We start from the raw sequence: 21,854 nt of genomic DNA, 5'->3' as shown, positions 1-21,854 counted from the left end.
GCTGCCGGTCCACGTCCCTGCGCCGCCGGTCCGCGCTACCCAAGGTGGTGGGTCGATGCCTCGAGGAGCGAGGAAGTGTCACCCAGGCTGCCGGTCTGAAGTGTCACCCAAGATTCCGGTTGCACACTTGTCCGCACCACTCGCCGCCACCAAAAACCCCACCCCCACCCCAACCCCCACCAGCGCAAGCCCCCCGCCCACCGCAACCACCGCCCCACTCTTCCCTCCGCCCTCCACCTTCTGCGCCGGCACCGCCCGCTCCACCCTCACCACCTCCAACCCCGGCACCTCCACCCTCACCGTCGCCCCCTCCCCTTCCACCACCATCTTCCCTGCCCACCCCTTCCTCCCTGGCGCCCCCGCCTCGATCACCTGCGGCCCTGGATCCACCGGCACCGCCTTCCCCCACGCCTCTGCCTCCACCACCTCCCCGTTCCGCTTCACCACGAGCCCCCCCACCCGCGCGCCTGCCCCCACCTCGATCACCAGCTTCGACAACCTCGGCTCGAGCTCTCCCGCCCTCCTCGCCGCTTCCTCCCTCCGCGCATCGTCCCCCACTGCCCCCGCGGCCGCCTCCGCCTCCCGGAACGTCGCCCATCCGCTCGCCGTCTGCCCTGCCTTCTCGTAACAATCTCCCAGCGCCAGCAACCTCCCCGGCCTCGGGTCGAGCGCCTGGCTCGCTGCGAACTTCGGGCACGCCTCCCCGTGACGACCCTCCTTCGCCAGCGCCCGCGCCTCCCTGAACAGCACGTCCGCCGCCGCTCGGTCCTCCGCCGGCCCCGCATACGCGCGCCCGCTGCACAACCCCACAACGAACGCAACCCCGATCCACCGCAACATCGAGCCCATCACCACTCACGTTACCAACGCCCGCTCCACTCGTCAGCAAAACACGTGCGTACCCCGCGTACGCTTGACAGCAAAACCCGCACCACAATACCCTCCCCCGCTCACCGCTCCCACCCACGGAGGCCCCCCCACCACCATGGCGAACCATACCTACCAGACGTACACCGACGAGGTGCAGCTCGAGGCCTTTCGCGCGGACTTCATCCACCGCGACGCCATCTGCGGCGCGCTCGAAAAGCGTTATCCAGGCCTCGCAGCCATCGGCGCGGACGCCAATGCCGTCGTCGCGCAGATCGATTCTCGCCGGAACGAACTGCAAAAAGCCGAGGACCAGCAGATTCGCGCCCGCGCCATCGAGGACGCCGAGAAGCTCGACGTGCTCGACGTGTATACCGAGCTCCGCCGCACCATGGCCGTGAAAAACCCCAAGGAGGTCCTCACCCTCCTGCCCGACGCGCCCTCCGCCCTCCGCCGCACCACCGCCGCGGCCTTCACCGAACGGGCCGGCGCCGCCATCTCCAACCTCAAGTCGCTCCCCGAAGAGCACCCCTTGCGCCTCGCTTTCCTCAAAAAGCTCGAGATCGAGCTCGGCGAGTTCCACGACGCCGACAAAAAGGAAGACCTGGCCCGCCTCGCGCTCCAGAGCGGGAAGGTGGCGCTGACGCTCTACAAGTCCGAGCTCTCGCAGTCGCGCGAAGCCCAGCTCGGCGCCATCCAGTCCCTCCTCAAGGACCGCGAAAAAACAGCCCTCTTCACGCTCCCCTGGCGCAAGGCGCGCAAATCGAGCCCCGCGGCAGCGCCGGCCGAGGCCGAAACCACGCCCTGAAGCCCGCCCGCGGCGCGGAGAACGCCGCGAGCGTCGGAAGACACCGCCGCGATGACGCGAAGGCGTCCACGAGCGGCAGAACACGTCGCCGTGATGGCGCAGAAGCCGTCACAGCCGCTTGCGACACGCTCCGCGCCATCCCACCACCTCACGCAAGCGGCCTGTGACACGCGCCGCGACGGCCCAGCGCAGGTCGCCGTCGCCCGCCGACGCTCCCGCGCGAACGCGGCGTCGCTCGCAGGCGCCTGCGACGCCTCCCGCGCCATCCCGCGAGACGCCACAAGGGATGGAAACGCTCACGGCGCGTAGAGATCCTCGGTCCGCTTCGCCGGCTTCGCAGGCGCCTTCCCCGGCGCGGGCGGCTTCACCACAGGGACCACCTTCGCCGGAGCCACCTCAGGCACGGGCGACACCGTGGGCACGACCGGAAGCGCCGCCCCCACATCCGCCCCCGCCCCCGCATCCGCATCCGCCCCCGCATCCGCCCCCGCTCCCGCATCCGCGACCACGACCGCCGCCGCCTCCGTCTCCACCACCGCCGCCGATGCCGCGACCGGCTCCCTCTTCATCAGCACGAACACCACGAGCAGCCCCGCCACCACCGCCGCCGCGACCCCCGACGCGATGAGCACGCCCAGAGGCACCGGCGCCTTGCGCGCCGCGCTCGCCACCACCGGCGCCGACGGAGACGCCCCGACCGGCATCGAAGGCGCCGCCGTCGCCGCCGCCGCGACCATCCCCGCCGATGAGCTCCCCCTCGATCCACGCGCCCCCACCACCCGCGCGACACGCTCCACGTACGGCCGCGCCTCCGCCGGCGCGTACGGCGCGAGCGCCGCCGCGAGCTCCGCGACGTCACGAAACCGCCCCTCGCGATCCTTCACCAGGCAACGCCGGATCACCGCCTCGAACCCCGGCGGCGCGTCGGGCCGGTGGTGCCCGAGCGGCGTCGGCTCACGCGCCACGACGAGCGCGCTCACCGCGTGCACCGTCTCCGCGTGAAACGGCGTCCTGCCCGCGACGAGCTGATACAGGATCACCCCCAGCGCCCAGACATCACTCCGCGCGTCCACGCTCTTCGGCGCCGTCATCTGCTCCGGCGACATGTAGAGCGGCGAGCCGAGCATCTGCGACTCGTGTGTCAGCGCCACGTCCGCCGACGCGACCTTCGAGATCCCGAAATCCAGCACCTTCACGCACGGCGCGCCGCTCACGTCGTGCGTCAGGAACAGGTTCGCCGGCTTCAGATCCCGGTGCACGATCCCCGCCGCGTGCGCCTCGCCCACGGCCTCGCACGCCTGCAGCACGTACGCGACCGCCTCCTCGAACGGCAGGATCCGCCGCGCCTTCAGCACAGCCGCGAGGTCCTGCCCTTCCAGGTACTCCATCACGATGTACGGCGCGTCCTTCTCGTCCGCGCCCACGTCGAGCACCCGCGCCACGTGATGGCTCTTGAGCCGCACCGCCGCGCGCGCCTCGCGCAAGAACCGCTCGTGTTGCTCCGGGATCACCGCGCGGCCCGTGAGCAGCGCCTTCACCGCGACGAGCTGCCCGAGCTCCACGTGCCGCGCCGCCACGACCACGCCCATCGCCCCCGCGCCGAGCACCCGCTCCACGCGGTACTTCCGCGCGAGCACATCGCCTGGCCTCACCGGCACGTGGCTCATGGCGCCATCTCATCCGACTCGGGCGGCAAGTCAAGGACGTGCCCCCCCTCACCCCACCTCCGCGCGCGCTTCCTCATGGACATTGGCCCCGGGTTGTCGGAAAATTGCACACGTGAGCAACCCACAAAGACCCCCGGATCGTGGCCCTCGTCGGAGCGATCCGGGCGTCGACGATCCGCGCACCGGGCCTGAGAGTCAGCCGCCGACGTCCACCTCTTTCTCGGGCGTGATCGCGCGGGGGTTCGACGCGGTGCCCATCTCGGTGCGGGGCGAGAGGCTCCCGCCGGCGAGCGTGCCTTCGAGTCGCATGCCGCCTTCGTCCGGGCCCGCGCCGAGCAGCGGGCCTTCGAGCACACCGGCGTCGGGGCAGCCGCGGTCGGGGGTCAGGCACACGAAGGGCGGCATCTACCAGGCCGTCCGGTTGCTCGACCAGAAACACGGCTCGTTCTTCATCTCGCGCTTGATCCTCGTGACGGGCGTCAACCTCCGCAGCTTCGACTCGTCGAGCGTGGATGATCCCGTCATCGCCGAGAAGCTCATCAAGGCCCTGCGCCCGCTGCTCTCCCCCGCGGAGCTCGACGGCCTCATGCCGCTGCTCGTCGCCCCGAAGCTTTGAACGGAGCTCGTCATGTACGTCGTTTGCGTCAAGGTTTCCGTGCTCGCCGATCAGGTCGACGCCTTCGCCGAAGCCACGCTCGACAATGCCCGGGGCACGCGTACCGAACCGGGCAACGTCCGCTTCGACGTCCTGCGCGCCGCGGACGATCTCACCCGGTTTTTCCTGTACGAGGTGTACCACACCGAGGCCGATTTCAAGGCCCACCAGCAGACGCCGCATTACCTCCGCTGGAAGGAGCGCGTCGCGCCGATGATGGCCGTCCCTCGTGTCGGTGAGAAATACGCCTCCTTGTTCCCCGAGCCCTGGGCCTGACGCGCCGCCGCGTGTTCCCGTGAAGTTTTCGTTCCGCACGACGCCCGAGATCCACTTCGGCGCAGGCAGCCTCGCCGAGGCCCCCGCGGCCGTGGCGCGGCTCGGGCGGCGTTGCTTGCTCGTCTCCGGCAGGTTTTCGCTCGAACGCTCGGGGAAACTCGCCCAGATCGAGGACGGGCTCCGGGCGCAGGGCGTGGCGCTTTCGCGATATCGTGTCGATGGCGAGCCAGACCTCGTGGTCGCGGACGAGGGCGCGCGCGTGGCCCGCGAGGGCGGCTGCGACGTCGTGCTCGCGATCGGCGGCGGCAGCGTGATCGACGCGGCAAAGGCGGCGGCCGCGCTCGCCACGAACGAGGGAGCGGCGATCGATTACGTCGAGGCCGTCGGCGCCGGCAAATCGATCACGCGAGCGCCCTTGCCGCTCGTCGCCGTGCCCACGACGGCGGGCAGCGGCTCCGAGGTCACGAAAAACAGCGTATTGCGCGTCCCCGAGCTCCGCGTCAAGCGCAGCATCCGCAGCGACCTCATGGTCCCGCGCGTCGCGATCGTCGACCCCGCGCTCATCGCGACGGCGCCAAGAAGCGTCGCCGCCTCCTCCGGACTCGACGCGCTCACGCACCTCGTCGAGGCGTACCTTTCGAAGGGCGCGCAGCCGATGACCGACGTGCTCGTCGTCCCCGGCATCACGCTCGCTTATCGCGCGCTCGGCGCGCTCGCCGAGGATCGGGCGACGGACGAATCGCACGAGGCCATGGCGCTCGCGGCGCTCTGGGGCGGCATTGCGCTTGCCAATGCGGGGCTTGGCGCCGTGCATGGCCTCGTCGCGCCGCTCGGCGGCTTCTGCGGCGTCCCACACGGCGCCGGCTGTGGTTGCCTCTTGCCGGCCACCTTCGCCACGAACGTCGCCGCCCTGCGCGCCCGCGCGCCCGCGCACCCGGCCCTCGCCCGCGCCCACGAGGTCGCCGACCTGCTCCTGCCGCGAGACGCGCCCGATCGCAGCCCCGAGCGCGCGGCCGACGCGTTTCGTGCTTTACGGGACAAACTCGGCGTGCCGCCGCTCCGCGGCTACGGGGTCGGCGAGGCCGACCTCGCCTCCATCATCGCGGGCTCACGCGCGGGCAGCATGCGCTCGAATCCGATCGAATTGACGGACGACGAGCTCGAGGGGATCTTGCGGCGGACGCTCGACGGCTAGACGGCGGCCGGCACTCTTTGGTACGGTTCGGCCATGCGACATTCGATGGCTGCCCTGATCCTGCTCGCCGCCGTGGGTTGCGGCGGGAGCGCCCCCCAAGCCGAGGAGCCGAAGCCCGAGGCCGCGGCGTCCACCGACGCCGCCGAGAGCAAGACCGAGACCGCGGCGGCGCCCAAGGCCGAGGAGGACGTCAAGGGCCTCCCCGAGGCCTGCGCGGGTGACGCGGCCGCGTGTGTCATGCCGAAGGGCTTCGTCAAGCGCCTCTGCAACGGCGTGTATCCCGAGCTCGCGCTTTATTTCTTCCAGAAGGGCTCGCCGTGGCGCCGCGCCTACGTCGCCGTGAAGGAGATCGCGCCGTTCAACGGGCTCGGCGGCCCGAGCGCCGAGGAGAAGCTCACGTTCGACGAGGAGCTGCTCGTGCTCGGCCAGATGAAGGCAGATACGGGCGGCATGCAGGTGAGCGGCGCGACGGGCAGCGTCGACGTCCTGCGCTGGGACGGCACGTGCGCGACGTTGTCGACCGAGGAGGTCCGCTTCCAGGCCCCGCCGAAGCCGAAACACGCCATCATCCCGTGGCGCATCCTCGAGGACGCGACGCAGGAGGCGCTCAAGCAACACGAAAAACTCGCGGCGACCGCCATCGAGCGCAAGAAGGAGTGCAAGGGCGCGACGATGGGCGCGGTCTCCGCGAAATGCGAGAAGGCCGATAAAGCGCTGAACGACCTCGTCGTCGAGGCCGTCCGCACCGGCACGACCGTGCCCAAGCCGTCGAAGCTGCCCTGATCAGCGAAGCGTGGCCTTGCCCTGGCTCGCCAGGGCAAAGCCGATCAGCTTGTAAAGCAGGCGCGCCCCCACGTTCGCGTCCCACTCGTCGCCGTCCGGCCCCGGCGCGACCTCGTTGAGGTCGAAGCCGACAATCGTGCGGCCGGACCGCACGACCTCCCCGATCACGTACACCGCCTCGTGAAAATCGAGCCCGCCGGGCACGGGCGTGCCCGTGTGCGGGCAGAAGCGCGGATCGAGGCCGTCGATATCGAAGGAGACCCAGACCTCACGCGGCAAGGCGTCCACGATCCCGCGCGTGATCTCGGCAAAGGGCTCGCCCGTGAACTTGCGCCGCGCGAGGTCACGATCGAAGAACACCCGCGCCCGATCGCCCTGCGTCGCCACGTACTCCATTTCCTCCTCGCACACGTCGCGGATGCCGACCTGCACGAGCTTGCCGACGCCCGGCGCGCGCGTGAGCACGTTGTACATGATCGATGCGTGCGAAAAGGTAAACCCCTCGTAGGCGCGGCGCGTGTCCGAATGCGCGTCGAAATGCAGGACGCCGAGCCCCGGGCGCCGCCGGGCGAGCGCCTCGATCGCGCCGAGGGGCACGGCGTGGTCGCCGCCCACGATTCCGACGATCTTCCCCATCGCGGAGAGCCGCTCCGTCTCGGCCTCGACGCGCGCGTTGAGCATACCGCCGAGCTCGTTCACCCGCGAAAGCGCCGCGCGGAGCTCGTCCGTCTCGACGACGCCGGCCACCTCGATGATCTTCTGCGCGAGCGCCCGCCCCTCCTCGTTCCACCGGGCGATCTCTTCGGACACGTCCTGCATGAAAATGCCGGCCGCGTACGGTTTCTCCACGTCGAGGTCGTAGAGGTCGACCTGCCGGCTCGCCTCGAGGATCGCCGCGGGGCCGCCGGACGTACCACCGCCGTACGAGGTCGTCACTTCCCAGGGGACGGGCACGAGCACGACGGCGGCCTCTTCCTCGGTGAAGGGCAGGCCATACATGCCGGAGTCCGCAGCCGCGGGCGCGTTGGGGTCGAACGAGGCGGTCATGAGGGCAGCCTCTAGCACGAACGCGCGCGTCCGAGGAGTCGCTCTCGTCAGTCGAGCTCGACCGCGTCACCCTGGCGCACCCGGAGCCGCGCCGCGATCTCTTTGGATACCTCGACCGCCGGGAACGCAGGGGGTAACCAGCTCGCCGCGATCGAATGCATTCGACCGTCGAAGGTGCGGACGACGACCGCCTTCGCCTCGGCTCCGTGCGGGAAAAGCGCGACCGACTCGATGTCGTCGACCCGCAGCTCGACCATCCGGATCCCCGTCGGGCGGCCCGAAGGCATGAGGACGCGCCTGTCGCCGACGACGAGCTGAAACGGCTCGATCCGCGAGAAATTGTAGATGCCGAGCCCGCCCATGACGACAAAACCGAAGGAGAGCAGGCCCATCACCGCATAAAAGACGTCGGCGCCGCCGGGCTCGAAGTGAATGAGCCCGTTCAGCACGAGGCCGCGATCGTTCACGCTCGCGCGGTGGAACATGAACGCGGCGCACGCGCCGAAGAACAGGATGGCGAGGACGAGCGGCGTGTACGGCTTCCGCAGCGGGATGACGAGTTCGGGCTCTTTGCGCTTCTTCTTCATCAGACCGCCCCATCCACCAGAATGGTCGCCCCATTCACGTACGACGCGCGATCCGACACGAGGAACGCCGCCATCTCGGCGACCTCCTGGAACGTGCCGAGCCTGCCGAGCGCCGTGTGCCGCAGATACTCGTCGAGCCGACCTTTGGGCAGGTTCACGCTGACCCCGCCCTCGAGCACCCCGGGCGCGAGGTTGTTCACGGTGATCCCGTACCGCCCGATCTCCTTGGCGAGCGACTCGGTAAAACCCTTGATGGCCGCCTTCGCCGTGCTGTAATGCACCGGCGCCTGCATCATCTTCACCCCGGCGAGCGATCCGATGTTGAGGATACGCCCGCGCCGCAGCTTCACCATGCCCCGCAGGACGGCCTGCGTGGCGAGGAACGTGCCTTTCACGTTCGTATCCATCACGCGATCCCAGTCCTCCTCGTCCATCAAGGCGACCGGCACCACGTCGGAGACGCCCGCGTTGTTCACGAGCACGTCCACGGTCCCCACCACATTCTCCATTTCCTTCACGGCCGCGGCGAGCCCCTGCTTGTCGAGCACGCTCGTCCGGAAGGAAAACCCTCGCACCCCGTGCGCCTCGATCGCGGCGAGCGTCTCCTTCGCCTCGCCCTCCGATTTCGTCCAGTTGAACCCGACGTGCGCCCCCTCCCGGGCGAGCGTCACCGCGATCGCCCGCCCGAGGCCCTTGGATCCGCCCGTCACCAGGGCGACGTGCCCTTCGCAGAGTTTCGTCATGTATTCACGATCGAGAGGCGCGTCGTCCCGTTTTCCTTGACCCAGGGCTTCTTGCCCCAGCTCGGCGTCTGCGTGCCGGGGCCCTTCGCCGCGCCGCGGTGGAACATGTTGAACCCACACGCCGGCATGATCCGCCCGTCCGTCTGCGGGTAGTGGTGGCAGCATTTGCGCAGGCGCTCGAGGTCGAAGTCGTGCCGGTCCATGTAATGGTGCAAGAAGATCGATTTCGCCTGCTGCTCCCCGACGAGCAGGCTCTCTTTTTGCGTCATCGGCCGGTCCGGGAACATCACCTTCAGCGTGCGCTTGAGCGCCGCGAGGATCTCGGGCCCCCGCTCGATCTCGTCCTGCCGCGCGTAGACGTCGTAAAGCACGTCCTGCAGCGTCTGCTCCATCTCCGGCGTCGCGGGCAAGGTCGCGCTCGAGCGGAGGAGCGAGCCGTGCTTCGTGAAATCGACGAACCGCGAGAACGGCAGGAACGTGCCGTCCTCGAGGCGGAGCAGATACGTGAGCGACACGCATTGTGGGTGCGAGCAGGGCAGCGGGAAAAAATCGTCGACCTCGAGCTTGCCGCCCGTCTGCTCGGCCACGCGCCGCACGACGCCCGGGATGGTGAGCCGATCCATCGGATCGTGGTCGAACAGGCCGCCGCCGTGGCCCGTGTACGCCGCGGGCTGGAAGTTCAGCGAGAGGAAATGGTCCTCCGAGAGGAAGAGCTCGACGACCTTTCCGATCTGATCGTCGTTCACCCCGCGCGTCGCGACGAAGATGATCTGCGTGGGGATCTGGAGCTCGCGCAGCATCACGAGCGCGGCCTCCTTCTCCTTCACGAGGTCACGGCCGCGGATCTTCTCGTGGGTCTCGGCGGAGAAGCCGTCGAGCTGCAGCCCCACGTAGGCGCCGCTCTCCTTGAGGGCCTGGGCAAACGCCCGGTCCTTGCCGAGCCGGATGCCGTTCGTGATGACCACGACGCGCCCGATCTCGGGGCGGCTCGCGATACGCACGAGGTCGAGGATCCGGGGGTGGCTCGTGGGTTCGCCGCCGGAGAGCGCCACGGACTCGCACTGGCCCTCGTTCGCGACGAGGGTGTCGATCATCCGCGTGAACGTGTCGAGATCGATGTGGTTCGAGTACTGGTTGTCGACGATGCAGATCGGGCACTCGAGGTTGCAGTGGTCTGTGACCTCGATGATCGGCAGGCAGGTGTGCTGCTCGTGATCCTCGCAGGTCCCACAATCCGTGGGGCAGCCGTGCTCGACCTTCGTGGCGAACTTCAAGGGCTCGGTGCCGGCGCGCGCGAACGCATAAGCCCGCACGTAATATTTCGCGTCCTCCGACACGAGCGCCTCGGAGGGCCCACACGCCGCGCAGTTTTTCTTGAAATACACGCGGCCCTCGCGGATCACGACCTTCGCGGGCAGGAGCGTGAGGCAACCCGGGCAGGTGGAGGTCGTCTCCTTGAACTCGATTTCTCCTTCGAAGCCCTCGGGCACCTCGCCACGCGCGAGGAAACGCTCGACGTACGCGCTCGACGTGCCGGGCAGGATCTCCTCGGAAGGCCCGCACGTCGGGCAAAGGAGGAGCCGTACGGGGCTGTCGCCGCGCAGCACCACCCGACCCTCGTGCGTCTCGCGGCACGTCGGACACGCCGCGCGCTCGTGGTGAAAAAACGTGTGCGGCCGGTCCTGTCGGGTCGGCGTGATACAGCTAACGCAATCCATGGAGGCTCCCCTCGCGAGCACGTATCTTCCTCTCTCCGCACGTCGGCCGTCAATTCGTACTGCTATTCTCGGCGCGCGTGCGTTACCTGCTCCTCGATCGGATCACGCGGCTCGAGCCGCCGCGCCTCGCGACCGGTGTCAAGTGTGTCTCGCTCTCCGACGACACGTTCGCGGATCACTTCCCGGGTCACCCCGTGATGCCCGGCGCGCTCGTGATCGAGGCGCTCGCGCAGCTCGGCGGCGTGCTGCTCGAGGCGAGCCGGCGCGCCGAGGGGCAGGAGGACGTCCACGCGCTGCTCACGATGATCGATCGGGCCCGCTTCCGGCGCATCGTACGGCCCGGGGACAAACTCGAGCTCGAAGCGGAGGTGATCCTCGCGCGAGAAGAAGGCGGGCAGGTGAGAGGCAAGGCGCAGGTCGACGGCGAGGTCGTGGCGACGGCCGAGCTCGGCTTCGCGTTCACGCGCGTGACGAACCCGAAGGTGCTCGCGCGGCGGCGCGAGGTGCTCGACGTGTGGCTGACCGGAGCGGCGGAGGAGCCTTGAGGCGGCGCGTCTACGTGCGCGGAAGAGGCGCGATCACGCCGCTCGGCGAGACGTGGCCCGCCTCGAGGGACGCGCTCGCCGAAGGGCGATCGGCCGTCGCGCCCGTCACTTCGTTTGACGTCCAAGGATATCCCTCGCAGGTGGCGGCGACCGTCCCGTTCGCGCTCGAAGAGGCCAGCGATCGGCGCCTCGCGCTCGCGCGGCGCGCCGCGGACGAGGCGTGGGCCGAAGCGAAGATCAAGGCCGCGCCCTCGCGGATCGGCGTGTTCGTCGGGGCCGAGAGCGGCAGGGCCACGTACGCGACGATCTTCGCGCTCTCCCGCGCGGCGGGCGGCGGGGCGCGCTTCGATCACGCGCGCTTCGGCGAGGAGGCGCGTGGCCTCGCGACGGCCGTGCACGCGGCCGCGGTCTCGCCCGCCGCGGTGGCCTCGGCGCTCGCGGCGCGTTTTTCCGCGGCGGGGCCCGTCGAGACGATCTCGCTCGCCTGCGCCTCGGGCGCGGCCGCGATCGTCTCGGCGACGCAGTCGATCCGGCTCGGGCTCTGCGACGTCGCGCTCGCGGGTGGCGTGGGCGCGGACGTCGATCCGTTCATGCTCGCAGGGTTCGGGCTGCTCGGCGCGCTCTCGGCGCGCGGCGTGTCGTGCCCGTTCGATCTGCGGCGTGACGGGTTCGTCGTGGGCGAAGGCGCGGCGTTCGTGGTGCTCGCGGCGGAGCCGGGCCCGGCGCGCGCGGAGGTCCGAGGAGCGGCGCGTACGCTCGACGCGTTTCACCTGACGGCGCCGGAGCCGACGGGCGACGGGGCGGAGCGGGCCATACGAGGCGCGCTCGAGGACGCGGGACACCCGACGATCGGGTACGTGCAAGCGCACGGCACGAGCACCGAGCTCAACGACGCCGTCGAAGCCGCGGCGATCCGGCGGGTGCTCGGCGACGCGCTCGCGGACGTGCACGTCGGCGCGGTCAAAGGAGCGGTCGGACACTGGATCGCAGGCGCGGGGGCGATCGGATTTTTGTGCGCGCTCGCGGCCGTCGAGGAGGGCCTGTGCCTGCCGACCGCGGGCCTCGCCACGCCGGACCCGGCGTGCACCTTGCCGCATGTCGTGGGGGCGGCGAAACGAAGACCCGTGGAGGCGGCGCTCGTCAACGCCTTCGCGTTCGGCGGAGCGAACACGAGCCTCGTGGTGAGCCGATGCGCCTAGACGGAAGAGGTCTACCCGTCGTCGCCGTCTCCACGCTGACGGCGGCGGGCCTCTCGAGCCGCGGGCTCGGCCAGCGCGTGCTCGAAGGCAACCACCCGCCGCCGCGCGAGGTGCCCGCGCCTTCGCCGTCGAGGCCCGAGGACATCCGACAGAAGAAGCTCATGTCGCGCGCCGCGTGGTTCTCCGCGCTCGTGATGCGCGGGGCGCTCGTGGAGGCGAAGTGGTCGGAGCAGCGCGCCGAGATCGGCGCCTTCTTCGGCGTCGGCGCGTCGGGCGCGGAGATGGACGAGGTCGCGCGGCTCGTCGCGGCGAGCCTGGAGGGCGAGCGCTTCTCCCTCGCGCGTTGCGGCGAAGAGGGGCTCGACGCGTGTAATCCCCTCTTCGCGTTCCAGATCATGAACAACTTCACGCTCTGCCACGGGGCCATCCTCGAAGGCCTCGCCGGGCCAAATGCCGCGTTTTTCTCGCGCGGCACGGGCACGGTGACGGCGCTCGAAGAGGCGTGCGCCGCGATCCTCGCAGGGGACTGCGAGCGCGTGCTCGTCGGCGGCGCGGACACGGCGTTGCATCCGGTGACGCTGGCCGAGCTCGAGCGGGAAGGGTTCTCGCGGCAAGGCCTCGTGCCCGCCGAGGGCGCGGCGGCGCTCGCGATCGCAGCCGCTTCCGACGCGCCGCTCGCTTTCGTCGAAGCGGTGCGGGTGTTTCCGGTCGACCGTCCCCGCGGCGCGCTCGTGCCTCGCACAGGCGTGCTCCGCGACGCGGCCGTGCCCGCGGCGCTCGACGCGCTCGACGATCTCTCGTGTGACGTCGTCGTGCTCGCGCCCTGGGGCGCGCCCGCGCGCGAGGCGCTCCAGGATCTGCCCGAGATGCTGGAGGTTCCCCTCTCGGTGGACGCGACGCGTTTCCTCGGGGAGGCCCTCGCGGCGACGCCGGCGCTCGCGTGGGTGCTCGCGCTCGATCTGCTCGCGGCGGCCGACAAGGAGCGCGCGCTCGTGCTCTCGGCGGGCCCGGACGGGGATCTCGGGGCCGTGGTTCTTGGACGGGGGGCTTGGGGGCGTAGCTCGACTCGCCCGAGCGCAGCCCCCATCGGTGAGGGAGGTGCGTAATGAGCGGGCGGCGCGCGGTGATCACGGGCGTCGGCGCGGTCAGCGCGTTCGGCGTCGGGTATGACGCGCTCGCGAGCGGGCTCGCCGCGGGCCGGAGCGCGATCGGGCCGATCAAGAACTTCGACGCGCGCACCTTCCCCACCCGTGTCGCCGGCGAGGTCCCGATCGAGAAGACGAGCGCCGCGTTCCTGGAAAAACACCGCGGCCTCCTCCTGCACGTCGGCGAGGCCGATGCGTGGGAGGAATCGGGCCTGTTGCGTGATCGCAAGGTGAGCTTCGGCCTCGTCGCGGCGGCCGAGGCGTGGCGGAGCGCGCGGTGTGGAACGGCCGAACGCAAGGGCGCGCTCTCGATCGGGCTCGGGCTCGAACAGGCGTTCCTCGAAGACCTCGCGGGCGAACTCGAAGGCGACGTGATCCGCGTGGGCGCGGGAGAACATGCGGGCGCGGACGGCGTACGGTTTCGGTCGCGTGTCGACCTCACGGCCGAGAAGATCCGCAACGTGCTCGGCCTCTCGGGCCGCGTCGCCGTGCACGTCTCGGCCTGCGCGGCGGGCGGCATGGCCGTCGCGCACGCGGCCTCGCTCGTCGAGCGGGGCGCGGCCGACGTCGTCCTTTGCGGCGCGGCCGACTCGATGGTCAATCCCCTCGGCATCGGCGGCATGTCGCGCCTCGGCGCCCCCTCGCCCCGCGCCGAGAGCTCGGCGTGCCGGCCCTTCGACAGGCGGCGCGACGGGCTCGTCGTCGGCGAGGGCGCGGCGATGTTCGTGGTCGAGGAGGCGTCCCGAGCGCGCGCGCGTGGCGCCGAGGTCCTCGCCCTCATCGCGGGCTACGCGACCACGCAGGACGCCTACCGCGCCACCGCGCCGCGGCCCGACGGCGCGCGCGCGCTCGCGGCCATGGAGCGCGCCGTTCGTCGTGCCAACCTCACCCCTGCCGACGTCGGGTACGTCAATGCCCACGGCACCGGGACGCCGCTCAATGATCCCGCCGAGGCGAAGGCCATCCGCGCGCTCCTCGGCGACGTGCCGACGAGCAGCATCAAGGGCGCCGTCGGCCACCTCATGGCCGCGGCCGGCGCGATCGAGCTCGCCGCGTGCCTGCTCGCGTTCACGCGGGATCTCCTCCCCGGGACGGCCCATTTCGAGGAGCCGGACCCGGAGTGCCCGGTCCACGTCATCGGCCCTTCCCCCCTGGAGAGACGCGTGGACCACGTGCTCTCGAACTCGTTCGGGTTTGGCGGGCAAAACGTGAGCGTGCTCCTCGGGAGGCCTTGATGACGCAGATGACCCCGCCGACCCACCCGGGCCGGATGGCCGTCACGGGTTTTTCTCTGCGCACCCCGCTCGGGGACGACGCCGCCGCCGTCCTCCGGAGGCTCTGCAAAGGCGAGCGCGCCGCCGCCCCGAACGCCCATTTCGACGCGAGCACCTACACCTGCCGCCTCGCCGCCACGATCCCCGCCGCGCCGCGGCCGACGAAGCACCGCAAGTTCGTCAAGCGGATGGGCCTCCTCGGCATGGAGGTCGGCGCCGAGGCCCTCGCCCGCGCGGGCGCTCCGGCGAGAGGAGCGCGGCTCGGCATTTTTTGCGGTTATGGCGGCCTGCGCGCGCACTGGGACGACCTCTTGCCCGTGCTCGAACGGCAGGCGGGCGACCCTCACGCGACGAACGCTTGGTCGCGGGGTTTTTCCTCGCTGCACCCCTTCTGGATGCTCTTCCACCTGTCGAACAACGCGCACGCCTTGCTCTCGATCGACGCGGGCGCGAGAGGGGACGGCACGACCGCGGCGGGCTCGAATGCAGGGGCGCAGGCGCTCCGGGCCGCGAGCGTCGCCCTCGCCGTGGGCAGCGTCGACGCGGCGCTCGTCTTCGCGTACGACTCGCTCGTCGAGCCGGAGACGATCCTCTCGCTCGGCACGTCCGGCGCCGCGACGAACGCCCCCTCGCCCGCCTCCCTCGTGGCCCCGTACGACGAACACGCGGCCGGGATCGTGCCCGGCGAGGCGGCCGCGGCGGTCGTGCTCGAGCGGCCCGCAGATGCCGGAGATCGAGCGATCTCGTTCGTCTCGGCCGCGGCCACGGCGGACGGGGCCGTGGATTTTCCTTCCTCGCGCGCCCTCGCCGCCCTCGCCGCCGATCTCGCCGCGGGCGAGACCATCGTCGACGGCGCCGCCCTCGCCTCGCCCGCGCGTGACGCGGCCGAACGCGTGGCGCTCGCCGACGTCCTCGGCCCCTCGGCCACGCTGCTCGCCCTCTCGTCCGCCACGGGCCAGCTCGGCGGCGCGACCGCGGTGGTGCAGGCCATCCTGCTCGCCGAGGCCCTCCGCGCCGGCGTCTTGCCGCCCATCGCGGGCCTCGATCGACCCTCCGAAGGCCCGCTGCGCCCGCTCGTCCGCGCGGAGGCGACACGCGCCCGCTCGGCCCTCGCCCTCTCCGCCGGCATGCCCGGCCTCGCCGGCGCCGTGCGCGTGGAGGTTCCATGAGCGAAACCAAGGAGCGATCCCGCGTCGCCCTCGTCACGGGCGCCTCGCGTGGGATCGGCCGCGCCATCGCGGAGGCGCTCGGGCGGCGTGGATATGCCGTCGCCGTCGATTACCGCAGCGACGAGGACGCCGCTCGGATGACCGTCGCCGCCGTGGAGGCGCTCGGGGCGCGGGCCGTCGCTCTCCGCGCCGACGTCTCTCGCCCCGCGGAGGTCGCGTCTCTTTTCGAGCAGGCCGAGGCGGCGCTCGGGCCGCTCGACGTGCTCGTCTGCAATGCCGGCGTCACGCGGGACGGCCTCCTCGGCGCGAGCACGGACGAGGATTACGATCACGTCTTCGAGACCAACGCCGCGGGCGTCGTCCATTGCTGTCGCGAGGCCGCGCGGCGCTTCATTTCGCGGCGGCGCGGCGCGATCGTGAACGTCTCGAGCGTGGCCGCGCAAAGGCCGGGCCGCGGGCAATCGCTTTATGCCGCGTCGAAGGGCGCCGTCGAGTCGTTCACCCGCGCCCTCGCCGTCGAGCTCGCGCCGCGTGGCGTGCGGGTCAACGCGGTGGCGCCGGGCCTCGTCGAGACCGACATGACGGCCGAGCTCCGGGCCCTCGCGCCCGAAGAGCTCCAGAGGCGGATCCTGCTCAAGCGTGTCGGCCACCCCGAGGAGATCGCGGCCGTGGTCGCCTTCCTCGCCTCGGACGAGGCGAGCTACGTGACGGGACAGATATGGAACGTGGACGGCGGATTCAAGCTGGAATGAGCGGCCCTGGAGGCGTGAAGGGCCTGGGGATGCTGGCCTGGCTCGAGACGCGGCGGTCGCGCCGCGTGTTCGAGGACGAACCCGTGCCGAAGGAGGTCCTCGAACGGCTCGTGCAGGCCGCGATCACGGCGCCCTCGAACACGAATCGGCAGCCCTGGCGCTTCACGGTCGTGACGGCCGAGGACAAACGCAAACGAATCGCCGCGGCCGTGCGGGCGCGGGCCGAGGAGATCGAGGCGATCATCCACCGCGGCCACCACGCCGAGGATTTCGCCAGTTATGGCGACTTCTTCCACGAGCCGCTGGAGAGCGCGGCGGCCATCGTGGTGCCGCAATGGCGCGATTACCCCGACCTCATCGCCGACCTCATCACCTCGGGCGGCGGGGATCCTTCGCTCTATCACACGGCCCGGAGCATGCAGGCCGAGCTCTGCTCGACGAGCGCGGCCGTGATGGCGATGCTCCTCCAGGCCCACGCCGAGGGCCTCGGCGCCTGCTGGATGGCGGGCCCGATGATCGCGAAGCCCGAGATCGAGGCGCTGCTCGGCATCCGGGAGCCGTACCGGATGGTCGGCGCCGTGGCGATCGGGTATCCCGCCGGCGAGGCGCCGCCGCCCGGGCGAAAGCCGATCGATCGTGTCGTGCAATGGGTCGAGGAGTGACGGCTACCCGGCCCTCCGACCGAGCCGGGCGAAGCAATGCCGGAGCCCGTATTTCACGCTGCGGAGCAGGCGGAGGTGCTCGAATCGAACGTCGAGGTGGAGCAAAGAGACGGCGACGGCGGGCCGGATCCCGGTGAGGATACACTCGGCGCCCACGAGCTCGACGGCGCGGACGAGATCCAGCAAATGGCGCGCGCTGTTCGTGTCCATCGTATCGACGCCGGTCCAGTCGATGATCACGTGACGCGAGCCCCGCGATACGACCGCGTCGAGCAGCCGCGAGGTGATCTCCGCGCCGCGCCGGTCGTCCACCGCGCCGATGACGGGCAACGCGAGCACGTCGTCCCAGACTTCGATGATCGGCGTCGAGAGCGCGTCGATCCCGGCCTCCAGCCGGTCGATGAGCGCGCGCTTCTCGTCGTCGCTCGCCACGATCGCCTCGTCGAGCTCGCGCAGGATGTCCTTGTGCTCGGAGACGTCGCGGGTCACGGTCACCGCCGCGCGCACCGCGCCGTCCGCCCCGCGGAGCGGGCGCGAAGACTGGGAGATCCACGTGCCCTCGCCGCCCTCGGCGGTCGCGCCGAGCAGGCTCTCGAGGTTGTCGACGACCTCGCCCGCGAGGGCCCTCCGCGTCGGATCCCGCTCCGGCGGCGCCGGCGAGACGCCATCCGAGACGAATATGGGCCGCGCCCCCGGCTCGCCCGCGATGGCGCGCATCTGCGCGTTGTACATTCTCGTGCGGCCCGACCCGTCCTCGACCATCACCCCCACGGGCATCTCGTCGATCACCGCGCGGAGCAGATCGAGCTCCTCGGCGAGCGCCTCGCGCGCCTGCCTCTCCTCGGCGAGCCGCGCCTCGAGCGCCGCGATCCTCGACTGCATTTCGAGAGCGTCCACGACGGCCTTCTACCCCGCTTGCGAAGCGACCGCCAGGCATTCAAGCGGAGAGCGGCATTCCGTCGAGCACCTCGGCGATCTCGCGCGCGGCCTGCGCTTGCCACGTGAGGTCCGTTGCAAGGCGCGGCATCAGAATCGCGCGCCCCGCGCGCGGCGCGACCGTGAGCTGAAAGGCGCCCGGGACCTCCAGCACGTAGAGCGCGGGCCGCTCCCGCACCTCGCCGCGAGACACGAGCCAATCGCGAAAAGCGGGAGGAAACGGCTCCTTTGTCGCGATCTCGAACTGATCCCGCCGGATGCAGCCGTAACGACGGGTGATCCGCACGCGGCCCACGTCGATCACGTCGAGGATTTCTCCGTACGAAGCGAAGCTCCGCCGGTCCTCTCCGGCCCCCGCCGTCATCCCTGCATTCGCTCCACGATGAACTCGCAGTGCGAATCCCCCTTCGCCGCGCAGAGGCGTTCGCGCGACCGGAACGAGCGCGGATGGCCGAAGACCTCGCGATACAATTCCTCCGTGAGCGAGGGCCTCCGCGTGATGTCGCCCTGATACACGAGGTTCATGAGCCCCGCCATACCCCCGTTCGCCAGAAAGCACCGCGGCCCATCGGCCCGCGGATACGATTCGAGGTAGCCGCTCGCCTCGTAGCTATCGGAGACGGTGGCGACGAGCCGCTCCCCGGGCACGAGCTCGGCGACGCGGAAGCGGCCCCAGCCGAGCGCGTTCACCACCGCCACCATGCCGCGCACCCAGTCCTCGCGGCTGTCGATCATGGGCTGGACGAGCGCGTCCCACTCGACCGACACCATGATGCCGCCGAACGTGTGGAAGGCGCAGACATGCGCGGCCTCCGTGAGGAGCGCGATCGCGTCCTCCGTGAGCTCCGGGTTCTCCCGGACGAGCGCGCCGAGGACGCCGAACGAGATGCGATTGTAAAAATCGGCGTAATGGTTCGTCAGGTACAGGCCGAACGCCGGGATGAGGCCCTCCTCGTTGCCGGCGAGGCTCATCCCCGAGACGGCCTCGACGATCACGCGCTCGTCGATGGCCATCACCACACCTCCACGCGGAAGGAGCAACGCTCGTCGCCCGCGGCGACGCAGGTGCACTCGCGGCTCGTGATTCGCTCGGGCGCGAGCCGGTAGGCGGCCGCGACCACGCCGCCGAGGAAACCCGCGACGAAGAAGCAGGCCGGCGTCGGCCTCTTGCCCCAGCGCGAGACCCAGCCGACCGCATAATGCGAAGGGGCGACCGTCACCTCTCCCCCGCCCGCGCCGAGCAGGCCCACGTCGAGCCGGCCGAAGCCCTGCGCCGCGAACGTGTCCGCCGCCCGCCGCAAGGCCTCCGCGGGGGAGGCGCTCGCCGCCTCGGCCTCGAGCCCCTGCAACATCGCCCGGGCCGCCTCCATCCCCGCCGCCACGAGCAGCCCCGGCGCCCGCTCCTGCAGCGCGTCCTCGATCGTGCGCTGCAGAAAAACGTTGTAATGGTGGCAGTGAAACACGAGCCGCCGCCCGCCCAGCGTGGAGACGCCGCGCTCGAGGTCCGCCTTCGGGGCCTGGTGAAAGCTCATCGTTTTCCCCTCCTCTCGTGCTCGAGGATCTCCCGCGCGCACGACCAGGCGCGCGCGACGAGCTCCGGTTCGTCCGGGATCGACCCGGCGTTGCGCGACAACGCGCGCCCGACGAGCAAGTTCAGCCGCGCCAGCTCCACGACGGCGTTCCCGCGGGCGCGGGCGCGGACGAACTCCACGACTTCCACGAGCTCTTTGCCCACGCCATTGCCTCCGTTCCGGCTAGAGCCGGCGCCAATCCTCGCCGTGAAAATCGGGGAACGCGACCGCGCAGTTGCCCGGATCGAGCCCCGTGATCCGCGCCCGGCCATTCTCGTCGAGCATGCCCTCGCGCGTCGCGCCGTCCGGGAGCTCGACGCGATAACGCTTGAACGGCACGGGCTTCGGCGGATCGTCGTCGTCCACGAGCTCGATGCCGAACCACGTCTTCTCCTCGCGCGGCGCCACGCGCTCGCCCTTCGGCTCCTCTTTTTTGCCGCCCGCCGCGAGGACGAACTGCATCTCCATCTTGAACGCACAGAGCTCGCCGCCCTCGAGCGCCCGGCGGATGCGCGCCCGCCGCGCGCCGAACGAGCCCTCCGGCGCCCCGAGCGGGCCCGCGAGGTGCGCCGCGATGTCGGCGACGAGGCTGCGGGAGCGGGTCTCGTCCGGGAGCCAGCTATCCACGAGCCACACCGCGAGCCCCCGCGCGACCGGCGACGCGCCCTCGGGCACCGCGCCCACGCCGAAGCGCGGCACGATCCAGACGACCTCCGAGAGCGTGCTGATGCGCCATTTCTTGCCGTGCATGACCTCGCGCCCCGTGCCGCTCGAGGATACGCGCACGCGCCGGGCCTCCGCAAGGCGCCCGCAGGAAAAGACCTACCCTCTCGCGCGGCGCGGTTGATAGGATGCGCGCGCCATGACGTCCGTCTCCGCCCAGGGACCCTCCGCGAAAACGCCCGATCGTGAGCTCGGCGAGCACGCGTTCCGACTCTGCCAGACGCTCCTCCGCATCGACACCACGAACCCGCCCGGCCGCGAGCGGGCCGCGGCGGAGGTCGTGGCCGGCGAGCTCGCCGCGGCGGGGCTCGAGCCCGTGACGCTCGAGAGCGCGCCCGAGCGCGCGAACGTCGTCACGCGCCTGCGCGGCACGGGCGAGAAACCTCCGCTCCTGCTCACCGCGCACCTCGACGTCGTCGAGGCCGAGTCCTCGATGTGGAAACAGCCGCCGTTCTCGGGCGTCGTCGCGGACGGCTGCCTCTGGGGGCGCGGCGCGATCGACATGAAGAACATGGCCGCGATGTCGGTCGCGATCCTGACGCGCCTCGCCCGAGAGAAGGCGCGCCTCTCGCGCGACGTGATCTTCGCGGCGGTCGCGGACGAGGAGGCGGGCTGCGACCACGGCTCGCGGTTCCTCGTGGAGAACCACCCCGATCTCGTGCGCGCCGAGTACGCGATCGGCGAGAGCGGCGGCTACACCGTGCACCTCGGCAAGGCTGCGTTTTACCCGATCCAGGTCGCGGAGAAGGGCCTCTGCTGGGTGCGCGCGCGCGTGCGCGGCGAGCCCGGCCACGGCTCGATGCCTCGCGAGGACTCGGCCGTCATCAAGCTCGCCGACGCCATCGCGCGGCTCGGCGAGCGGCCGCTGCCGGTGCACGTGACGCCGTACGTCCGCGATTTCGTGGACGGCCTCGCGTCGAACCAGCCTGCGCCGCTGCGCGCGCTCCTGCGCCGGCTCCTGCACCCCGCGATCGCGCCGCACGTCCTTCGCGCCCTGCCCGATCGCTCGATCGCGCGCTCCTTCGCGGCGATGCTCTCGAACACGGCGTCGCCGACGGTCCTACGCGCGGGGAGCAAGGTCAACGTGATCCCCGGCTTCGCCGAGGCCGAGATCGACGGGCGCACGCTGCCTGGGCAGACCGAGGCCGATTTCCTCCGCGAGCTCGGCGCGGTGCTCGGGCCCGAGGTCTCGCTGGAGATCGTGAAGAGCGCGCCGCCCACCACGACCGACCCCGTCGATTCGCCGCTCTTCGACGTGATCCGCGCGTCCATCGTGGCCCGCGAGCCCGGGGCCACGGTCGTGCCCTACATGATCCCGGGGTTCACGGACGCGAAGTACTTCACGCAGCTCGGCGCGAAATGGTACGGGTTTTCCCCCGTGAAGATGCCGAAGGGGCTCCGCTTCGCCGACCTCTTCCACGGCCACGACGAGCGCATCCCGGTCGACGGGTTGAAATGGGGGACGGAGCTCCTGTTCGACGTCGTGCAGAAGTTTTGTTCCTAGCTGCGGGAGATCCTGCGCGGCGAATCGT

Annotated in this window: 25 protein-coding genes; 13 read left to right on the top strand and 12 right to left on the bottom strand. The window is 71.0% G+C overall.

Going from position 1 to position 21,854, the window contains the following annotated elements:
• Positions 1 to 78: 78 nt before the first annotated feature.
• Positions 79 to 849, bottom strand: a complete 771-nt coding sequence (locus GF068_RS39965) for a hypothetical protein (RefSeq protein ID WP_153824801.1) — start codon at positions 847 to 849, stop codon at positions 79 to 81.
• Between the two features lie 136 nt (positions 850 to 985).
• On the opposite strand from GF068_RS39965, the gene GF068_RS46705 reads away from it, so the two are divergent.
• Positions 986 to 1,675, top strand: a complete 690-nt coding sequence (locus GF068_RS46705; RefSeq protein WP_153824800.1) for a hypothetical protein — start codon at positions 986 to 988, stop codon at positions 1,673 to 1,675.
• Between the two features lie 296 nt (positions 1,676 to 1,971).
• Here GF068_RS46705 and GF068_RS46700 read toward each other — a convergent pair whose 3' ends face one another.
• Positions 1,972 to 3,342 (bottom strand): serine/threonine-protein kinase, encoded by a 1,371-nt coding sequence (locus GF068_RS46700; protein ID WP_153824799.1) that lies wholly within the window; start codon positions 3,340 to 3,342, stop codon positions 1,972 to 1,974.
• Between the two features lie 307 nt (positions 3,343 to 3,649).
• On the opposite strand from GF068_RS46700, the gene GF068_RS39950 reads away from it, so the two are divergent.
• From GF068_RS39950 to GF068_RS39935, 4 genes are read left to right on the top strand one after another with little or no spacing between them, the layout of a single operon-like run.
• Complete coding sequence (locus tag GF068_RS39950) at positions 3,650 to 3,958, top strand: hypothetical protein (RefSeq protein ID WP_153824798.1); 309 nt, start codon at positions 3,650 to 3,652, stop codon at positions 3,956 to 3,958.
• A 12-nt stretch (positions 3,959 to 3,970) separates the two neighbouring features.
• Complete coding sequence (locus GF068_RS39945) at positions 3,971 to 4,273, top strand: antibiotic biosynthesis monooxygenase (RefSeq protein ID WP_153824797.1); 303 nt, start codon at positions 3,971 to 3,973, stop codon at positions 4,271 to 4,273.
• A 19-nt stretch (positions 4,274 to 4,292) separates the two neighbouring features.
• Positions 4,293 to 5,468, top strand: a complete 1,176-nt coding sequence (locus tag GF068_RS39940; protein ID WP_153824796.1) for an iron-containing alcohol dehydrogenase — start codon at positions 4,293 to 4,295, stop codon at positions 5,466 to 5,468.
• 33 nt (positions 5,469 to 5,501) lie between these two features.
• Entirely contained in the window at positions 5,502 to 6,251 is a 750-nt protein-coding gene (locus GF068_RS39935) for a hypothetical protein (protein WP_153824795.1), read from the top strand.
• Here the strand turns inward: GF068_RS39935 and GF068_RS39930 are convergent, their stop codons facing one another.
• Genes GF068_RS39930 through GF068_RS39915 form a run of 4 tightly spaced genes read right to left on the bottom strand, consistent with a single transcriptional unit; the run spans position 6,252 to position 10,346 of the window.
• Positions 6,252 to 7,298, bottom strand: coding sequence for an arginase family protein (locus GF068_RS39930; protein ID WP_153824794.1), 1,047 nt, complete (start codon positions 7,296 to 7,298; stop codon positions 6,252 to 6,254).
• Between the two features lie 47 nt (positions 7,299 to 7,345).
• On the bottom strand, positions 7,346 to 7,885 hold the full coding sequence (locus GF068_RS39925) for a hypothetical protein (protein ID WP_153824793.1): 540 nt from the start codon (positions 7,883 to 7,885) through the stop codon (positions 7,346 to 7,348).
• Positions 7,885 to 8,628 carry an SDR family NAD(P)-dependent oxidoreductase gene (locus GF068_RS43965; RefSeq protein WP_170319961.1) on the bottom strand — a complete coding sequence of 248 codons (744 nt, stop codon included), beginning with the start codon at positions 8,626 to 8,628 and terminating at the stop codon, positions 7,885 to 7,887. Before GF068_RS43965 ends, GF068_RS39925 begins: the two co-directional genes overlap by 1 nt.
• Positions 8,625 to 10,346 (bottom strand): radical SAM protein, encoded by a 1,722-nt coding sequence (locus GF068_RS39915; RefSeq protein WP_153824792.1) that lies wholly within the window; start codon positions 10,344 to 10,346, stop codon positions 8,625 to 8,627. Before GF068_RS39915 ends, GF068_RS43965 begins: the two co-directional genes overlap by 4 nt.
• A 77-nt stretch (positions 10,347 to 10,423) precedes the next feature.
• Here GF068_RS39915 and fabZ point away from each other — a divergent pair, with 77 nt between their 5' ends.
• Genes fabZ through GF068_RS39880 form a run of 7 tightly spaced genes read left to right on the top strand, consistent with a single transcriptional unit; the run spans position 10,424 to position 17,092 of the window.
• Positions 10,424 to 10,891, top strand: coding sequence for a 3-hydroxyacyl-ACP dehydratase FabZ (fabZ, locus tag GF068_RS39910; protein ID WP_206079655.1), 468 nt, complete (start codon positions 10,424 to 10,426; stop codon positions 10,889 to 10,891).
• Entirely contained in the window at positions 10,888 to 12,090 is a 1,203-nt protein-coding gene (locus tag GF068_RS39905) for a beta-ketoacyl-[acyl-carrier-protein] synthase family protein (RefSeq protein ID WP_153824790.1), read from the top strand. The genes fabZ and GF068_RS39905 overlap by 4 nt, the downstream gene beginning before the upstream one ends.
• A complete protein-coding gene (locus tag GF068_RS39900) occupies positions 12,081 to 13,196 on the top strand; it encodes a beta-ketoacyl synthase N-terminal-like domain-containing protein (RefSeq protein ID WP_153824789.1) in 1,116 nt (371 codons plus the stop codon). Before GF068_RS39905 ends, GF068_RS39900 begins: the two co-directional genes overlap by 10 nt.
• Complete coding sequence (locus GF068_RS39895; RefSeq protein ID WP_153824788.1) at positions 13,196 to 14,470, top strand: beta-ketoacyl-[acyl-carrier-protein] synthase family protein; 1,275 nt, start codon at positions 13,196 to 13,198, stop codon at positions 14,468 to 14,470. The genes GF068_RS39900 and GF068_RS39895 overlap by 1 nt, the downstream gene beginning before the upstream one ends.
• Positions 14,470 to 15,678: a beta-ketoacyl synthase N-terminal-like domain-containing protein gene (locus GF068_RS39890; RefSeq protein WP_153824787.1), complete on the top strand. Its 1,209-nt coding sequence runs from the start codon at positions 14,470 to 14,472 to the stop codon at positions 15,676 to 15,678. The genes GF068_RS39895 and GF068_RS39890 overlap by 1 nt, the downstream gene beginning before the upstream one ends.
• Positions 15,675 to 16,430, top strand: a complete 756-nt coding sequence (locus GF068_RS39885; RefSeq protein ID WP_153824786.1) for an SDR family NAD(P)-dependent oxidoreductase — start codon at positions 15,675 to 15,677, stop codon at positions 16,428 to 16,430. The genes GF068_RS39890 and GF068_RS39885 overlap by 4 nt, the downstream gene beginning before the upstream one ends.
• Entirely contained in the window at positions 16,427 to 17,092 is a 666-nt protein-coding gene (locus GF068_RS39880) for a nitroreductase family protein (RefSeq protein ID WP_170319960.1), read from the top strand. Before GF068_RS39885 ends, GF068_RS39880 begins: the two co-directional genes overlap by 4 nt.
• A gap of 3 nt (positions 17,093 to 17,095) precedes the next feature.
• On the opposite strand, the gene GF068_RS39875 is transcribed toward GF068_RS39880, so the two are convergent.
• Genes GF068_RS39875 through GF068_RS39850 form a run of 6 tightly spaced genes read right to left on the bottom strand, consistent with a single transcriptional unit; the run spans position 17,096 to position 20,385 of the window.
• Positions 17,096 to 17,989: an STAS domain-containing protein gene (locus GF068_RS39875; RefSeq protein ID WP_153824784.1), complete on the bottom strand. Its 894-nt coding sequence runs from the start codon at positions 17,987 to 17,989 to the stop codon at positions 17,096 to 17,098.
• Positions 17,990 to 18,029: 40 nt separating this feature from the next.
• Positions 18,030 to 18,392, bottom strand: coding sequence for a hypothetical protein (locus tag GF068_RS39870; RefSeq protein ID WP_153824783.1), 363 nt, complete (start codon positions 18,390 to 18,392; stop codon positions 18,030 to 18,032).
• Positions 18,389 to 19,042: a V4R domain-containing protein gene (locus GF068_RS39865; RefSeq protein ID WP_153824782.1), complete on the bottom strand. Its 654-nt coding sequence runs from the start codon at positions 19,040 to 19,042 to the stop codon at positions 18,389 to 18,391. The genes GF068_RS39870 and GF068_RS39865 overlap by 4 nt, the downstream gene beginning before the upstream one ends.
• Positions 19,042 to 19,560 carry a 4-vinyl reductase gene (locus GF068_RS39860; protein ID WP_153824781.1) on the bottom strand — a complete coding sequence of 173 codons (519 nt, stop codon included), beginning with the start codon at positions 19,558 to 19,560 and terminating at the stop codon, positions 19,042 to 19,044. Before GF068_RS39860 ends, GF068_RS39865 begins: the two co-directional genes overlap by 1 nt.
• Entirely contained in the window at positions 19,557 to 19,763 is a 207-nt protein-coding gene (locus GF068_RS39855) for a hypothetical protein (protein WP_153824780.1), read from the bottom strand. Before GF068_RS39855 ends, GF068_RS39860 begins: the two co-directional genes overlap by 4 nt.
• Before the next feature lie 19 nt (positions 19,764 to 19,782).
• On the bottom strand, positions 19,783 to 20,385 hold the full coding sequence (locus GF068_RS39850; RefSeq protein ID WP_153824779.1) for a hypothetical protein: 603 nt from the start codon (positions 20,383 to 20,385) through the stop codon (positions 19,783 to 19,785).
• A gap of 76 nt (positions 20,386 to 20,461) precedes the next feature.
• On the opposite strand from GF068_RS39850, the gene GF068_RS39845 reads away from it, so the two are divergent.
• Positions 20,462 to 21,826 (top strand): M20/M25/M40 family metallo-hydrolase, encoded by a 1,365-nt coding sequence (locus GF068_RS39845; RefSeq protein WP_153824778.1) that lies wholly within the window; start codon positions 20,462 to 20,464, stop codon positions 21,824 to 21,826.
• The last annotated feature ends 28 nt before the right edge of the window (positions 21,827 to 21,854 follow it).

Origin of the sequence: Polyangium spumosum, assembly GCF_009649845.1 — a bacterium.
GTDB classification, from domain to species: domain Bacteria; phylum Myxococcota_A; class Polyangia; order Polyangiales; family Polyangiaceae; genus Polyangium; species Polyangium spumosum.
This window is presented reverse-complemented; position numbering and strand designations above follow the sequence as displayed.

Coding starts and splice junctions, on each gene's coding strand:
- GF068_RS39965 (WP_153824801.1), bottom strand. CDS start 849: ATGGGCTCGATGTTGCGGTGGATCGGGGTTGCGTTCGTTGTGGGGTTG.
- GF068_RS46705 (WP_153824800.1), top strand. CDS start 986: ATGGCGAACCATACCTACCAGACGTACACCGACGAGGTGCAGCTCGAG.
- GF068_RS46700 (WP_153824799.1), bottom strand. CDS start 3,342: ATGAGCCACGTGCCGGTGAGGCCAGGCGATGTGCTCGCGCGGAAGTAC.
- GF068_RS39950 (WP_153824798.1), top strand. CDS start 3,650: ATGCCGCCTTCGTCCGGGCCCGCGCCGAGCAGCGGGCCTTCGAGCACA.
- GF068_RS39945 (WP_153824797.1), top strand. CDS start 3,971: ATGTACGTCGTTTGCGTCAAGGTTTCCGTGCTCGCCGATCAGGTCGAC.
- GF068_RS39935 (WP_153824795.1), top strand. CDS start 5,502: ATGCGACATTCGATGGCTGCCCTGATCCTGCTCGCCGCCGTGGGTTGC.
- GF068_RS39930 (WP_153824794.1), bottom strand. CDS start 7,298: ATGACCGCCTCGTTCGACCCCAACGCGCCCGCGGCTGCGGACTCCGGC.
- GF068_RS39925 (WP_153824793.1), bottom strand. CDS start 7,885: ATGAAGAAGAAGCGCAAAGAGCCCGAACTCGTCATCCCGCTGCGGAAG.
- GF068_RS43965 (WP_170319961.1), bottom strand. CDS start 8,628: ATGACGAAACTCTGCGAAGGGCACGTCGCCCTGGTGACGGGCGGATCC.
- GF068_RS39915 (WP_153824792.1), bottom strand. CDS start 10,346: ATGGATTGCGTTAGCTGTATCACGCCGACCCGACAGGACCGGCCGCAC.
- GF068_RS39900 (WP_153824789.1), top strand. CDS start 12,081: ATGCGCCTAGACGGAAGAGGTCTACCCGTCGTCGCCGTCTCCACGCTG.
- GF068_RS39895 (WP_153824788.1), top strand. CDS start 13,196: ATGAGCGGGCGGCGCGCGGTGATCACGGGCGTCGGCGCGGTCAGCGCG.
- GF068_RS39890 (WP_153824787.1), top strand. CDS start 14,470: ATGACGCAGATGACCCCGCCGACCCACCCGGGCCGGATGGCCGTCACG.
- GF068_RS39885 (WP_153824786.1), top strand. CDS start 15,675: ATGAGCGAAACCAAGGAGCGATCCCGCGTCGCCCTCGTCACGGGCGCC.
- GF068_RS39880 (WP_170319960.1), top strand. CDS start 16,427: ATGAGCGGCCCTGGAGGCGTGAAGGGCCTGGGGATGCTGGCCTGGCTC.
- GF068_RS39870 (WP_153824783.1), bottom strand. CDS start 18,392: ATGACGGCGGGGGCCGGAGAGGACCGGCGGAGCTTCGCTTCGTACGGA.
- GF068_RS39865 (WP_153824782.1), bottom strand. CDS start 19,042: ATGGCCATCGACGAGCGCGTGATCGTCGAGGCCGTCTCGGGGATGAGC.
- GF068_RS39860 (WP_153824781.1), bottom strand. CDS start 19,560: ATGAGCTTTCACCAGGCCCCGAAGGCGGACCTCGAGCGCGGCGTCTCC.
- GF068_RS39845 (WP_153824778.1), top strand. CDS start 20,462: ATGACGTCCGTCTCCGCCCAGGGACCCTCCGCGAAAACGCCCGATCGT.